We start from the raw sequence: 13,439 nt of genomic DNA on the forward strand, positions 1-13,439 counted from the left end.
GGTTTTCGCATCCATTTTCTCAGAAAGTGAATCTCTCGGAATCATAAGCACTTGCCAGTGAATCAACTCTCTGATTCTCTGCTCCAAAGCGTTTCCTGATTTGAGTCGTTCGACGCGTTTCCCGCGTTTTCCGTCTGGGGGGCAACCTGCCGGGAGACTCGGACTCAATGTTGCGGAAATCTTGGTTTTTGATCCGCCGTGAGAGGGGATGACGGGGAATGAAAAACAAGCATGTGGCCGTCCTGCTGGGTGGTTTCTCGTCCGAGCGGCCCGTGTCCCTGTCTTCGGGGAAGGCCTGTGCCGATGTGCTTGAGACGGAAGGCTATCAAGTCACGCGCGTCGATGTCGGGCGCGACGTCGGCTCCGTGCTTGCCGATCTCAGGCCCGATGTCGCCTTCAATGCGCTGCATGGTCCTTTTGGCGAGGACGGCACCATTCAGGGCATTCTCGAATATCTCCGCATTCCCTACACCCATTCCGGCGTGCTCGCCTCGGCGCTTGCGATGAACAAGGAGCAGTCGAAGAAAGTCGTGAAATTGGCCGGCGTTCCCGTCGCCGAATCGAAGGTCGCCAATCGCTTCGCCATTCAGAACAATCATCCGATGAAGCCGCCTTATGTGGTGAAGCCGGTCAATGAGGGGTCAAGCTTCGGCGTCGTGATCGTGCATGAGGGGCAGTCGCATCCGCCGCAGGTCATCGGCTCGTCCGAGTGGAAATATGGCGATACCGTCATGGTCGAGCGCTACATCCATGGGCGCGAGCTGACTTGTGCCGTCATGGGCGACGTGGCGCTTGGCGTCTGCGAGATCATCCCGACGGGCCATTCGTTCTATGACTACGATTCAAAATATGTCGCGGGCGGATCAAAACACGAATGCCCCGCAAAAGTTTCACCGAATATTTACCAAAAAATACAGACACTGGCGCTCAAGGCTCACCAAGCTGTCGGCTGTCGGGGCGTTTCCCGGTCGGACTTCCGTTATGACGATCGTCACTCCGAAAATGGCGAAGTTGTATGGCTCGAGGTCAATACCCAGCCGGGCATGACGCCGACGTCTCTGGTGCCTGAAATCGCCGCCCAGGCAGGGCATTCGTTCGGCGATCTGTTGAGTTGGATGGTGGAGGACGCTTCGTGTCTGCGTTGATGTGGGGGCAGGGCAAGGGGAAGGGCGTGGCCGGGCCGGCGCTGTTCAGCCTGCCATTGTCGTTCGACCATTTCGTGCTGCCGCGCATGCTTCGCCGCCCGGTGCGTATCCTGGCGCGCCTGGGCGAGGGTGAATTCCAGCCGCCGCGCTTCTCCGCCGCGATCATGTCGGCAGTGCTCATTGCCTCGAGCGGCGCCTATGGCGCCTATCTCGGCGGTCATGCCGACGGCATCGTCCAGAGCATCACTGCCCGGACCGGCTTTGCCGTCGACCAGGTCAAGGTGGTCGGCAATCGCCAGACGTCCGAGATCGATATTCTCGACAGGCTCGAGCTCGATGGTTGGACGTCGCTGATCGGCTTCGATGCCGAGGCGGCGCGGGAACGCATCGCCACCTTGCCCTGGATCGAGGTCGCCGCGGTGCGCAAGGTCTATCCGCACACGTTGGAGGTGCGCGTCGAGGAGCGTCAGGCGTTCGCACTTTGGCAGCAGGGCAGCGATCTCTCCGTCATCGAAAAAGACGGTGCCGTTATCGCGCCGTTCTCGGGTGGCAAGCAGGTGCTGCTGCCATTGCTGATCGGAGCCGGCGCGCCGGCCAAGGCGCCGGAATTCCTGGCGAAGATCGAAAAATACCCGGATCTCGCGACCCGCATCAGGGGCTATGTCCGTGTCGGCGATCGGCGCTGGGACCTGAAGCTCGATAACGGCATCACTGTCAAGCTTCCCGAGGATGGCGAGGATCAGGCACTCGCCGAACTCGTCGGCATGGACCATGACAAGGGGCTGTTGTCGCGCGACATCGCCGCCGTCGACATGCGGCTGTCCGACCGGCTGGTCGTGCAACTGACGCCGGAGGCGGCGACCCAGCGCGAAGCCGCGCTCAACGAGAAGCCGAAAATGCTGAAGCGCAAGCCGGAGACGAAGATATGAGCTGGCTTGGCGGTTCAGGCGATGCCTCTTCGCGCCGCTCCGGCACCTTGACGGTACTGGATGTCGGTTCGAACAAGGTCTGCTGCATGGTGGCGAAGCTGAAGCCATGCGATGACGGCAAGCTGCTGCGCGGACGCTCGCACCGCATCCAGGTGATCGGCATCGGACACCAGAAGTCGCAGGGCGTCAAATCGGGCGTCGTCATCGATCTCGACCGTGCCGAACATGCCATTCGCCTCTCCGTCGACGCCGCCGAGCGCATGGCCGGGCTGACGGTCGATTCGCTGATCGTGAACATGACCGCCGGCCGGCTGAAGAGCGAAGCTTTCTCGGCAACCATCAATCTCGGCGGCCATGAGGCCGACGAGGCCGACATCAAGCGGGTGCTCGGTGCCGGCGCCAAGCAGGCGCTGAAGACCGAGCGCGAGGTGGTCCATTCGCTCCCCGTCGGCTTCTCGCTCGACGCTGAGCGCGGCGTGCGCGATCCGCGCGGCATGGTCGGCGACACGCTTGGCGTCGACATGCATGTGCTGACCGGCGACGCCGCTCCGATGCGCAACCTGGAGCTCTCCATCAACCGCTCGCATCTTTCGGTCGAGCGCATGGTGGCGACGCCCTATGCCAGCGGGCTGGCGGCATTGGTCGACGACGAGCTGGAACTGGGCGCCGCCTGCATCGATATGGGCGGCGGCACGACGACGATCTCGGTGTTTTCGGAAGGCAAGTTCGTCCATGGCGACGCCATCGCCATCGGCGGCAACCACGTCACGCTGGACATGGCCAAGGGACTGTCCACCTCGCTCGATGCCGCCGAACGGCTGAAGGTGATGCACGGTTCGGCGTTGCCCGGCAGCGCCGATGACCGCGACCTGGTCTCGATCCAGCCGATCGGCGACGAGGGCGAAGTGCCGCTCCAGATTCCGCGCTCCGTCATGACGCGTATCGTGCGCGCCCGCATCGACGAGACGCTCGAGCTTTTGCGCGACCGGCTGAACAAGTCCGGCTACGGCAATGCGGTGGGCAAGCGCGTGGTGCTGACCGGCGGCGCCAGCCAGCTTGCCGGCCTGCCGGAAGCGGCGCGCCGCATCCTGGGGCGCAATGTGCGCATCGGCCGCCCGCTCGGCGTGGCGGGCCTGCCCGAAGCGGCGAAGGGGCCGGCCTTCTCGGCGGCCGTCGGTTTGTTGATCTATCCGCAGATGGCGAGCTTCGAGAGCCATCCGGCGAAAGGAATTTCCGGTCTCAGGATGACTGGAACGGGCGGAAAACTGCATCGCATGAGTCAGTGGTTGAGAGACAGTTTCTAATTGACGGGGACAGCCCCATAAGTGGCCGCGGCGGCGAAGCGGCAGGAAAGGCAAAGGACGGAGACAATGACCATCAATCTGCAAAAGCCGGACATCACCGAGCTTAAGCCACGCATCACCGTGTTCGGCGTCGGCGGCGGCGGCGGCAACGCCGTCAACAACATGATCACCGCCGGTCTGCGCGGCGTCGAGTTCGTTGTCGCCAACACCGACGCGCAGGCGCTGACCATGTCGAAAGCCGACCGGCTGATCCAGCTCGGCGCGCATGTCACCGAGGGGCTGGGCGCCGGATCCCAGCCTGAAGTGGGCCGCGCGGCAGCGGAAGAATGCATCGACGAGATCATCGATCACCTGTCCAACACCCATATGTGCTTCGTCACCGCGGGCATGGGCGGCGGCACGGGCACGGGAGCGGCGCCGGTCGTGGCGCGCGCCGCCCGCGAGAAGGGCATCCTCACTGTCGGCGTCGTCACCAAGCCGTTCCATTTCGAAGGCCAGCGCCGCATGAAGACGGCGGATTTCGGCATCGAGGAGCTGCAGAAATGCGTCGACACGCTGATCGTCATCCCTAACCAGAACCTGTTCCGGCTGGCCAATGACAAGACCACCTTCGCCGACGCGTTCGCCATGGCTGACCAGGTTCTCTATTCAGGTGTAGCCTGCATCACCGACCTGATGGTCAAGGAAGGCCTGATCAATCTCGACTTCGCCGACGTTCGTTCGGTGATGCGCGAGATGGGCAAGGCGATGATGGGCACCGGCGAGGCATCGGGCGAGGGCCGCGCGATGGCGGCCGCGGAAGCCGCGATCGCCAACCCGCTGCTCGACGAGACCTCGATGAAGGGCGCCAAGGGCCTGCTGATCTCGATCACCGGCGGCCGCGACCTGACGCTGTTCGAAGTCGACGAAGCGGCGACCCGCATCCGCGAGGAGGTCGACCAGGACGCCAACATCATCCTGGGCGCCACTTTCGACGAGGAGCTCGAAGGCGTCATCCGCGTCTCGGTTGTGGCCACCGGCATCGACAAGTCGGCGGCCGAAATCGCCGCCGCGCCGATCTCGATCCGCACCGCGCCGCAGAAGCCGGCCGCCCGCCCGGCCGTTGCCGCGGCGGAAAGCCGCCCCGCGCCGGTCCAGCAGGCTGCGTTCGAGCCGCGCGCCGCCGATCCGGTCGCGGAAGCGATCCAACTGGCCGAAGCAAACGCCGCGGCGATGGCACAAGCCCGTCCGGCGCCAATTGCCCATGCGGATGATTTCCGTCCGCAGAGCAAGATCTTCCAGGCTCCGCCGGCGCAGCCGCAACCGATGGTGCAGCCCGTGGTCCAGCAGATGCAGCCGGCGCCTCAGCCGCGCGAGATCCTGCGCGAAGTCCAGCAGCCGGTCGCGATGGCTCCCCAGCGCATGCCGCGCGTCGAGGACTTTCCGCCTGTCGTGAAGGCCGAGGTCGACGCCAAGAGCCGCCCGGCCGACCATGAGAACAGCGGACCGATGGGGCTCTTGAAGCGTCTGACCAACGGCCTGACGCGCCGCGAGGAAGAGCCTGCACGCCTGCAGCCGGCGCAGCCGCGCGAGCCCAAGCTGCGTCAGGCCGCACCGGAAGTGCGCCGTCTGGCAAGCCAGGACGCGCAGCTCTACGCGCCTCGTCGCGGCCAGCTCGACGACCAAGGCCGCCTGACGCCGCAGGCCAGGGCGACTCAGGAGGACGACCAGCTGGAAATTCCGGCGTTCCTGCGTCGCCAGGCCAACTGAGCGGTTAACGGGCTGTAACAATTGTTAACAGGCAAGCAAGGAATTGCTTGCCTGTTAACGTTTAAAATAATGCAAATTCAAGCACTTAAGAGGCTATCCATACGTCGGTTGCGGTTACAAAGAGTAAGAAACCGTGATTTGGACTATCCCTGACGGGACATTATCTTCATTGCCTACCGTCGTCGGTTTGCCGGGATTTCGGGGGAAGTGACCTGGCCTGCCGATTTTTACAAGAGAGCCGCGCCCTCGGGCTGGAGAAGCGGACCTAGGCATTTCGGGCTTATGGGGATTGTCTTGCACGACTATCAGACGACAGTGAAGACGCGCGCGTCGCTTACGGGCACCGGCGTTCACAGCGGCAAGGAAGTTTCCATCAGCTTTCTCCCGGCGGATGCCGACACCGGCATCGTTTTCCAGCTTTTTAGTGAGAACGGGCAAGGTCGCGAGTTCCGCGCCCTGTTTTCCGAGATCGGCGCAACCGACCTGTGCACCATGCTCGGTGATCCCTCTGGCGAGCACATCGCCACGGTCGAGCACATCATGGCGGCGCTGTTCGGGCTCGGCATCGACAATGTCATCATCGAGATCGACGGCCATGAGGTCCCTATCCTCGACGGCAGCGCCATGGCGTTCGTCGAGGCCATAGACCAGGCCGGCATCGAAACGCTGTCGGTCAAGCGGCGCTACATCCGGATCGTCAAGCCGGTCCGCATCGAGAACGGCGCCTCCTGGGCTGAGTTCAGGCCCTATGACGGCACTCGCTTCGAGGTCGAGATCGATTTCGAAAGCCCGGCGATCGGCCGGCAGCTGTTCGCGTCCGACATCAATGCGGACATTTTCCGCCGCGACATCGCGCGCGCCCGCACCTTCGGCTTCATGAAGGACGTCGAGCGGCTGTGGGCCGCCGGCTATGCGCTGGGATCCTCGCTTGAGAATTCGCTGGTCATCGGTGACGACAACCGCGTCATCAACATGGGCGGCTTGCGCTACCCCAACGAGTTCGTACGCCATAAGACGCTGGACGCCATGGGCGATCTGGCACTGGCCGGGGCCCGCTTCATCGGCTGCTTCCGCTCCTATCGTGGCGGCCATAGGCTGAATGCGGCCGCCTTGCGGCGCGTGCTGTCGGACCGTACCGCATTCGAGATCGTCGAAACGACCCGCCGCGAGCGCGGCCGTGCGGCCGAGATGAGCGCCGTCAACGCGCCTCTCTATGCGCCCTGGATGATCTGAGTCGCGCCACTTTCCGGATGCCATCGCAGCTCGCTGGTGTTGCATGAATGCATCATTTGCCGGCGAAATCGCAGGGATGCTCCGGCGCGGCCCGGCCGCCACAAAAATGTTCGATTGCCTAGACATAGCGTTGCCGGGCAAGGCGGTTATGGTTTATGGCTGCTGCCGTCGATAGTGCATGTCGCCTGGAAGTGGGGACCAGTTTTGGGGAAACGATATGCAACAGGCACTGAAATAACGCCGAAAGGGCGCAATCCAATCATGTTCTTCAAGCGAGTCGGTCAATTGAAAGCGCCGCAGCGGTCCGTTTTCCTGGCGCTTTCGGTGGTTGTTCCATCGCTCTTCCTGTCTGCTTGCATGTCGTCGGAAAAAGATATCGACCTGTCGACCTATGTCGACCAGACCGAGCCGGCCGACGTTCTCTACAACCAAGGGCTCGCCAATCTGAATGCCGGACGCCTCGACGAGGCGAGCAAGAAGTTCGACGCGGTCGACCGCCAGCATCCTTATTCGGAGTGGGCCCGCAAATCGATGGTGATGGGCGCGTTCGCCGACTATCGCAAGGGCAGCTACGACGAAGCGATCTCGTCGGCCAAGCGTTATCTGACGCTGTATCCGTCAACGGATGACGCGGCTTATGCGCAGTACATCATCGGCCTTAGCTACTACCGCCAGATCAAGGACGTGACGCAGGATCAGAAGGAAGCGCGCCAGACCGTGCAGACCATGCAGGATCTCGTGACGCGCTGGCCTAATTCAGAATATGTCGATGACGCCAAGGAAAAGATCCGCTTCGCCAACGACCAGCTCGCCGGCAAGGAGATGCAGATCGGCCGCTATTATCTCGAACGCCGCGAATACATCGCCGCGGTCAAGCGTTTCCGCAATGTGGTCGAGAATTATTCCAACACCCGCCACGTCGAGGAGGCGCTGGCGCGCCTGACCGAGAGCTATTATGCGATGGGCCTGACTTCGGAGGCGCAGACCGCCGCCGCCGTTCTCGGCACCAATTATCCCGACAGCCCATGGTACAAGGATTCCTACAAGCTCCTGCAGAGCAACGGGCTTGCGCCGCGCGAGAATGCCGGCTCGTGGATATCCAAGGCCGGGAAACTGATCACCGGCGCCTGATGCAGGCGTAACGATGCTTTCCAGGCTGTCGATCCGCGATATCGTCCTGATCGAGAAGCTGGATATCGACTTCCAGCCCGGTCTCTCGGTGCTGACGGGCGAGACCGGCGCCGGAAAATCCATCCTGCTCGACGCTCTGTCCTTGGCGCTTGGGGCTCGCGGTGACGCTTCCCTGGTGCGCCACGGCGCGGCACAGGGCCAGGTGATTGCCGTGTTCGACGTGCCGCGCAACCATCCGGTGCGCGCGTTGCTTGCCGAGAATGCCATCGAGGACGACGGCGACATCATCCTGCGCCGCTTGCAGACTGTGGACGGCCGCACCCGCGTCTTCGTCAACGATCAGCCGTCCAGCGTGACGCTGATGCGCGACGTCGGCCGCGCGCTGGTCGAGATCCACGGCCAGCATGACGAACGCGCCCTTGTCGATCCCGGCGCGCATCGCGACGTGCTCGACGCCTTCGGCGGCCATCTCGGCGCCGTCCGGTCGGCGGCCGAGGCCTGGCGGCACTGGCGCGCCTGCGAGCAGGAGCTCTCGCGCCATCGTGCCAAGGTGGCGGCGGCGGCGCGCGAAGCGGACTACCTGCGCGCAGCGGTCACGGAGCTGACCAAGCTCGATCCGCAGCCGGGTGAGGAGACTGAGCTTGCCGACTTGCGCGCCCACATGATGCGGGCCGAGAAGATCGCCTCCGAAATCCACGACGCGCAGGACGTGCTTTCGGGTCCATCCTCGCCCTTGCCGCAACTGGCCAGCCTGCTCAGGCGGTTGCAGCGCAAGGCCGGCGAGGCCCCCGGGCTGCTCGACGAAGTGGTCAAGTCGCTGGATGAGGCGATGCTGTCGCTCGACGCGGCGCAGTCGGGTGTCGAGGCGGCTTTGCGCGCCACCGAATATGATCCACAGCGGCTGGAAAAGGCGGAAGAGCGATTGTTTTCGCTGCGCGCGGCATCGCGCAAGCACAGCGTTGCCGTCGATGATTTGGCGCAATTGCGCGACACGATGGTTGCCGATCTTGCCGATCTCGATGCCGGCGAGGAGCGCCTTCATGGGCTGGAAAAGCAGGCGGCCGCAGCGCGCGAAGCCTATGATATCGCCGCCGCGCAGTTGTCCTCGCTTCGCCATGCCGCGGCGGTCGGGCTGACCAAGGCGGTGATGGCCGAACTGCCGGCGCTTAAGCTCGAACGCGCCGCCTTCATCGTCGAGATGAAGAGCGAGGCCGAGAGCCGCATGGAAGAGGGCATCGACCAGATCGAGTTCTGGGTGCGCACCAATCCCGGCACGCGACCCGGGCCGATGATGAAGGTTGCTTCCGGCGGCGAGCTTTCGCGCTTCCTACTGGCGCTGAAGGTGGCGCTGGCCGACCGGGGCTCGGCGCCAACGCTGGTCTTCGATGAAATCGACACAGGGGTGGGCGGCGCCGTCGCGGATGCCATCGGCCAGCGGCTGGCAAGATTGTCCAGGCGCGTGCAGGTGCTCTCGGTCACCCATGCGCCGCAGGTGGCGGCCCGCGCGGCGACGCACTTCCTGATCTCCAAATCCGGCAGCACCGACAAGGTCGCGACCGGTATCGCCGAAATGGACCGGGCGGCGCGCCAGGAAGAGATCGCGCGCATGCTGGCCGGCGCCACCATCACCGACGAAGCGCGCGCGGCCGCCGAAAGATTGCTGCGGGAGAATACGGCGGCTGCCTGAAAGCTCGTTTCCCGTGAAGGCGAGTCAGGATATGGCTGCATCCTGCTGTTCAGGAATGATTTTTTCGCAGGCCGGCTCCCTCCTGCCAAATCCTGATTTATAGTGGCGCCCAACCAAAGTGCGCCGCGCCTTGGTTATTGTTTTGCGCATGTCGTTGCCCCAAAATCGCACCATATTTTGGGCGGCGTGCATTGGTCAGGGAAGCCGTGCGATGTCTGAAAGACCAGTCGATTCACTCAGTGAGAGCGAAGCCGAAGCGGAGCTGAAGCGCCTGGCGCAGGAGATCGCGGAGCACGACCGCCGCTACCATACCGAGGACGCGCCTGTTATCACCGACGCCGCCTATGATGCGCTGACCCGGCGCAACCTCGCCATCGAGCAGCGCTTTCCCGCCCTGGTGCGCGAGGATTCGCCATCGCGCAGGGTCGGTGCCGCGCCGGCGGAAGGCTTTGCCAAGGTGCGTCATGCCGTGTCCATGCTCAGCCTCGCCAAGGCCTATACCGACGAGGACGTCGCCGATTTCATCGAACGCGGCCGGCGCTTCTTCGACCGCGACAAGGATCTCGACATCGCCTTCACGGCCGAACCGAAGATCGACGGCCTGTCGGCCTCGCTACGTTACGAGAACGGCGTGTTCGTGCAGGGCGCAACGCGCGGCGATGGCGCTGTCGGCGAAGACATCACCGCCAATCTGAGGACCATCGCCGATATTCCCGGCAGGCTGAAAGGCTCGGGCTGGCCCGAAATCATCGAGATACGCGGCGAGGTCTACATGACCTATGCCGAATTCGAGGCGCTGAAGCAGCGCTCAGCGGCCGCCGGCGGCCAGGACTATGTCAATCCGCGCAATACGGCGGCTGGGTCGCTGCGCCAGAAGGATCCATCGGTCACCGCCAGCCGGAACCTCAAATTCTTTGCCTATGCCTGGGGCTACACGACAGCCGACCCCGCTCCGACACAATACGATTCGGTGCAGAAATTCGCGGAATGGGGCTTCAAAGTCAGCCCGCTGATGGTGCGGGCGAGGTCGGTCGGCGAACTGATCGCGCATTATCACCGCATCGAGGAACAGCGTTCTTCCTTGGGCTACGACATCGACGGCGTCGTCTACAAGGTCGACCAGCTGGAGTTGCAGCGCCGGTGGGGCTTTGTCACCGGCGAACCGCGCTGGGCCATCGCGCACAAATTTCCGGCCGAACAAGCGATGACGACCGTGCAGAAGATCGACATCCAGGTCGGGCGCACCGGCACGCTGGCGCCGGTGGCGAGGCTTGCGCCCGTGACAGTCGGGGGCGTCGTGGTCGAGAACGTCACGCTGCACAACGAAGACTATATCAAGGGTTTCGACAGCAACGGCCAGCCGATCCGCGACGGCATCGACGTGCGCATCGGCGACACCGTGGTGATCCAGCGGGCAGGGGATGTCATCCCGCAGATCGTCAGTGTCGTCGTCGACAAGCGTCCGCCGGATGCCGTGCCTTACGAATTCCCACATACTTGCCCGATCTGCGGCTCGCCGGCGACGCGCGAAATCAACGAGAAGACCGGCAAGGAGGATTCCCGCAGGCGTTGCACGGGCGAACTGATCTGCCCCGCGCAAGCCGTGGAAGGGCTGCGCCACTTCGTGTCGCGCGGAGCCATGGATATCGAGGGACTAGGCGCGGAAAACATCGACCTGTTCTTCAATGCGGGCCTGGTCAAGACGGCCGCCGACATCTTCACGCTCAGGGATCGGCGTCCCGCCGTCACCAAGGCGCTGGCCGAGCGGCGCGAGGAGCAGGCGAGGCAGCGCGAGGCGGCGTCGGGCAAGACGCGCAAGAATGTGCGCAGCGTCGAGGACCGCAACTATGAAGGGTTGGACAAGCTCTTTGCGGCGATCGATTCGCGCCGCGAACCCGAGCTCGACCGCTTCATCTTTGCGCTTGGGATCCGCCATATCGGCGAAACGACGGCGGCCGTGCTTGCCCGGACGTTTTCGACAATCGAGGAACTGATCCGCGTCGGCAAGGAGACCGCGGCGGCTGACGATCCGCATAGTGTCTTCCCGTCGATCAACGGCATCGGCGATACGGTGATCAACGCGCTGGCCGATTTCTTCGGCAATGAGCGCAATGACGACGTGCTTGAGGCGTTGCTTAAACAGGTCAGGCCGAAGCCGTATGTCGTCACCGTCTCGGCCGACAGCGTGGTCGCGGGCAAGACCGTCGTGTTCACGGGCTCGCTGGAAAAGATGACGCGTTCCGAAGCCAAGGCGATGGCCGAACGGCTGGGCGCCAAGGTGGCGGGCTCGGTTTCGGCCAAGACCGATCTGGTGGTGGCGGGGCCCGGCGCGGGCTCGAAACTCAAGCTTGCCAGTGAACTCGGCATCGAGGTCATAGACGAGGACGCGTGGCTGCAGCGGATCGGCAAGGCATGATGTCAGGCGAATTCAAGGGGTTCGGCCAGAAGGCTATTCCGTTCCTGAAGGCGCTTGATTTCCACCAGAGCCGCGAGTGGTTCGTAGAGAATCGTGACCTGTTCGAACAGGAATTGCGCGATCCGCTGGGCGATCTGGTGGAGACGCTCACACGCCGTTTCGGCGAGGCCGGGCTCGGCCTCAAGGGCGACCGCAAGAAATCACTGTTCCGGATCAACCGGGACGTGCGCTTCGCCAAGGACAAGCGGCCTTACAACCGGCATCTGTCGGCGATCCTGTCGCCCGACGGCACCAAGATGGAGCAGGGCGTGTTCTATGTCCATGTCGGGCTGGAACGCTGCTTCGCCGACATTGCCTGGTGGCAGCCCGCCCCGGAACTGTTGCTCGCCATGCGCAAGGCCATCGCGGCAAGGCCGGACAGGTTCCGCGCCCTGGTGGCCGCCTTGAAGAAGAACGGTCTGGAGTTCGAGACGGAAGGCCGCATGAAGCGCACGCCGCGAGGCTTCGAGCATGTCGGCGATTCCGATCTGGCCGAGGCCATCCGGAACCGTCATTTCTACGTCCAGTATGTCATCGATCCGACGGGGATCCACACGGCGGCGCTGGTCGACGAGCTGGTCGATTTCACCATGCGCGCCAAGCCGCTGCTCGATTGGGGGAGGGCGATCGAGGGCAAGGTGGCGCAGGGCTAGGATTGGTCCTGGCAATCATTTCCGCTGATTGTTGGGCTCAACCGAATTCGTGTGACAAGGCGGGCCACGCTACCTAGATCAGGCCATTCTCCTGGGAGTTATCCATGGTGTCGGATGCAATTTCCGAGAACGGCGCAAAGAGCGATTTCTGGCAAGGCGTGCGGCTTTCCATGCCGGTCGTTGTGGCGTCGGCGCCGTTCGGGGTGCTGTTCGGGGCGCTGGCCGTCGACAATGGCTTCTCGGTGTTCGAAGCCTTCCTGATGAGTGCGATGATCTTCGGCGGCGCCAGCCAGATGGTCGGCATCGAGCTGTTCGGCCAGCATGTCGCGCCGTGGCTGATCGTGCTGTCAATCTTCGCCGTCAATTTTCGCCACGTGCTCTATTCGGCGGGTATCGGCCGGCGCATAGCGCACTGGCCCGTGGTCAGCCAAGCGCTCGGCTTCTTCATCCTCACCGATCCGCAGTTCGCCGTCGCCGAGGCGAGGGCGCAGTCCGGCGAGACGGTCGGCTTCGCCTGGTATCTCGGGCTCGGCCTGCCGGTCTATGTATTCTGGGTGATCGAAAGCGCGCTCGGCGCGGTGTTCGGCAAGCTCATCCCCGACACGCATGCGCTGGGCATCGATTTCCTGCTGCCGATCTATTTCCTTGGCCTGGTGATGGGCTTCCGCAAGCGGCCGTTGTGGCTGCCGGTGGTCGTCGCCAGTGCTTGCGCCTCGATCGTCGCCTACAAGATGGTAGGTTCACCCTGGCACGTTTCGATCGGCGCCATCGCCGGCGTGCTGCTGGCCGTCATCCTGCCGCCCCACCACTCAGGCGTGAAGGCACGGCCATGAGCACGACGTTCTGGATCATCATCGCCGGCGCGATCGCCACTTATCTTACGCGGATCGGCGGGCATCTGGTCATCTCGCGCTTCGACAATATCCATCCGCGCGTCGAGGCCGGCCTCAACGCGGTGCCGGCGGCGGTGCTGACGACATTGGTGGCGCCGGAACTGTTGAATGCCGGACCGGCGGAATGGGCGGCATTGGTTGTCACCGCCATGGTTTCGCTGCGCGGCGGGCTGATGGCGATGTTTTTGGCTGGTGCGGCGATGCTGATCCTGGCGCGGCAGTTCGTGGGGTAGAGTTCCGGGCGCGATCGTTCGAACGCT

11 protein-coding genes are annotated in these 13,439 nt (G+C 63.7%); all 11 read left to right on the forward strand.

Features of this window, described 5'->3' with window-relative positions; genetic code table 11:
* Positions 1-218: 218 nt before the first annotated feature.
* The gene (locus tag FJ973_RS20995) at positions 219-1,145 is read left to right on the forward strand and encodes a D-alanine--D-alanine ligase (RefSeq protein ID WP_140557541.1); all 927 of its coding nucleotides are present in this window, start codon (positions 219-221) and stop codon (positions 1,143-1,145) included.
* Positions 1,133-2,074: a cell division protein FtsQ/DivIB gene (locus FJ973_RS21000; RefSeq protein ID WP_140557542.1), complete on the forward strand. Its 942-nt coding sequence runs from the start codon at positions 1,133-1,135 to the stop codon at positions 2,072-2,074. Before FJ973_RS20995 ends, FJ973_RS21000 begins: the two co-directional genes overlap by 13 nt.
* Entirely contained in the window at positions 2,071-3,378 is a 1,308-nt protein-coding gene (ftsA, locus tag FJ973_RS21005) for a cell division protein FtsA (RefSeq protein ID WP_140553117.1), read from the forward strand. Before FJ973_RS21000 ends, ftsA begins: the two co-directional genes overlap by 4 nt.
* Positions 3,379-3,444: 66 nt before the next feature.
* Entirely contained in the window at positions 3,445-5,127 is a 1,683-nt protein-coding gene (gene ftsZ / locus FJ973_RS21010; RefSeq protein ID WP_140495229.1) for a cell division protein FtsZ, read from the forward strand.
* 282 nt (positions 5,128-5,409) lie between these two features.
* On the forward strand, positions 5,410-6,360 hold the full coding sequence (lpxC, locus tag FJ973_RS21015) for a UDP-3-O-acyl-N-acetylglucosamine deacetylase (protein WP_140495231.1): 951 nt from the start codon (positions 5,410-5,412) through the stop codon (positions 6,358-6,360).
* Positions 6,361-6,621: 261 nt separating this feature from the next.
* The gene (locus tag FJ973_RS21020) at positions 6,622-7,491 is read left to right on the forward strand and encodes an outer membrane protein assembly factor BamD (protein ID WP_140495233.1); all 870 of its coding nucleotides are present in this window, start codon (positions 6,622-6,624) and stop codon (positions 7,489-7,491) included.
* 13 nt (positions 7,492-7,504) lie between these two features.
* On the forward strand, positions 7,505-9,178 hold the full coding sequence (gene recN, locus FJ973_RS21025) for a DNA repair protein RecN (protein WP_140495235.1): 1,674 nt from the start codon (positions 7,505-7,507) through the stop codon (positions 9,176-9,178).
* A 211-nt stretch (positions 9,179-9,389) separates the two neighbouring features.
* Entirely contained in the window at positions 9,390-11,594 is a 2,205-nt protein-coding gene (ligA, locus tag FJ973_RS21030) for an NAD-dependent DNA ligase LigA (protein WP_140557543.1), read from the forward strand.
* Complete coding sequence (locus FJ973_RS21035; RefSeq protein ID WP_140557588.1) at positions 11,594-12,286, forward strand: TIGR02453 family protein; 693 nt, start codon at positions 11,594-11,596, stop codon at positions 12,284-12,286. The genes ligA and FJ973_RS21035 overlap by 1 nt, the downstream gene beginning before the upstream one ends.
* A 104-nt stretch (positions 12,287-12,390) precedes the next feature.
* Positions 12,391-13,119 carry an AzlC family ABC transporter permease gene (locus FJ973_RS21040; protein ID WP_140521205.1) on the forward strand — a complete coding sequence of 243 codons (729 nt, stop codon included), beginning with the start codon at positions 12,391-12,393 and terminating at the stop codon, positions 13,117-13,119.
* The gene (locus FJ973_RS21045) at positions 13,116-13,412 is read left to right on the forward strand and encodes an AzlD family protein (RefSeq protein ID WP_140521204.1); all 297 of its coding nucleotides are present in this window, start codon (positions 13,116-13,118) and stop codon (positions 13,410-13,412) included. Before FJ973_RS21040 ends, FJ973_RS21045 begins: the two co-directional genes overlap by 4 nt.
* The last annotated feature ends 27 nt before the right edge of the window (positions 13,413-13,439 follow it).

Origin of the sequence: Mesorhizobium sp. B2-1-3, assembly GCF_006442495.1 — a bacterium.
Lineage (GTDB): Bacteria > Pseudomonadota > Alphaproteobacteria > Rhizobiales > Rhizobiaceae > Mesorhizobium.

Excerpts from the sequence above, each read along its gene's own strand:
- FJ973_RS20995 (WP_140557541.1), top strand. The coding sequence starts at position 219 with ATGAAAAACAAGCATGTGGCCGTCCTGCTGGGTGGTTTCTCGTCCGAG.
- ftsA (WP_140553117.1), top strand. The coding sequence starts at position 2,071 with ATGAGCTGGCTTGGCGGTTCAGGCGATGCCTCTTCGCGCCGCTCCGGC.
- ftsZ (WP_140495229.1), top strand. The coding sequence starts at position 3,445 with ATGACCATCAATCTGCAAAAGCCGGACATCACCGAGCTTAAGCCACGC.
- lpxC (WP_140495231.1), top strand. The coding sequence starts at position 5,410 with ATGGGGATTGTCTTGCACGACTATCAGACGACAGTGAAGACGCGCGCG.
- FJ973_RS21020 (WP_140495233.1), top strand. The coding sequence starts at position 6,622 with ATGTTCTTCAAGCGAGTCGGTCAATTGAAAGCGCCGCAGCGGTCCGTT.
- recN (WP_140495235.1), top strand. The coding sequence starts at position 7,505 with ATGCTTTCCAGGCTGTCGATCCGCGATATCGTCCTGATCGAGAAGCTG.
- ligA (WP_140557543.1), top strand. The coding sequence starts at position 9,390 with ATGTCTGAAAGACCAGTCGATTCACTCAGTGAGAGCGAAGCCGAAGCG.
- FJ973_RS21035 (WP_140557588.1), top strand. The coding sequence starts at position 11,594 with ATGTCAGGCGAATTCAAGGGGTTCGGCCAGAAGGCTATTCCGTTCCTG.
- FJ973_RS21040 (WP_140521205.1), top strand. The coding sequence starts at position 12,391 with ATGGTGTCGGATGCAATTTCCGAGAACGGCGCAAAGAGCGATTTCTGG.
- FJ973_RS21045 (WP_140521204.1), top strand. The coding sequence starts at position 13,116 with ATGAGCACGACGTTCTGGATCATCATCGCCGGCGCGATCGCCACTTAT.